At 73.6% G+C, this 280-nt stretch carries 1 protein-coding gene; it reads right to left on the bottom strand.

The window, feature by feature from the left end; genetic code table 11:
* Positions 1-280, bottom strand: a 280-nt coding sequence (locus BIV03_RS17535; RefSeq protein WP_175475960.1) for a response regulator transcription factor, incomplete at both ends; no start/stop codon positions are given.

Here is a 280-nt window from a genome sequence, read left to right as displayed (position 1 = left end):
CGACGATCGTCGGGTCGAAGTGCTCGGCGCTCCCCCAGACCTCCTCGAGGACCTCGGCGCGGGTCCGCGGTGCCGGCGAGCCCTGGATGAGGAACCGCAGCAGCGAGAACTCCTTGACGCTCAGCGGCAGGTCACGCCCGCGCACGGCGGCGCGGACGGCGACGGTGTCGAGTCGGACCGAGCCGGCCTCGACGACCGTCGCGGTCCCCGCCGCGCGACGGCGCAGGTGGGCTCGGATGCGGGCGTTGAGCTCGGCGATCGCGAACGGCTTCGTGAGGTA

This window comes from Curtobacterium sp. MCBA15_016 (genome assembly GCF_001865105.1).
Classification (GTDB): Bacteria; Actinomycetota; Actinomycetes; order Actinomycetales; family Microbacteriaceae; genus Curtobacterium.
Note: the sequence above shows the minus strand (reverse complement) of the source record. Positions and strands in the feature narration are given on the sequence as shown.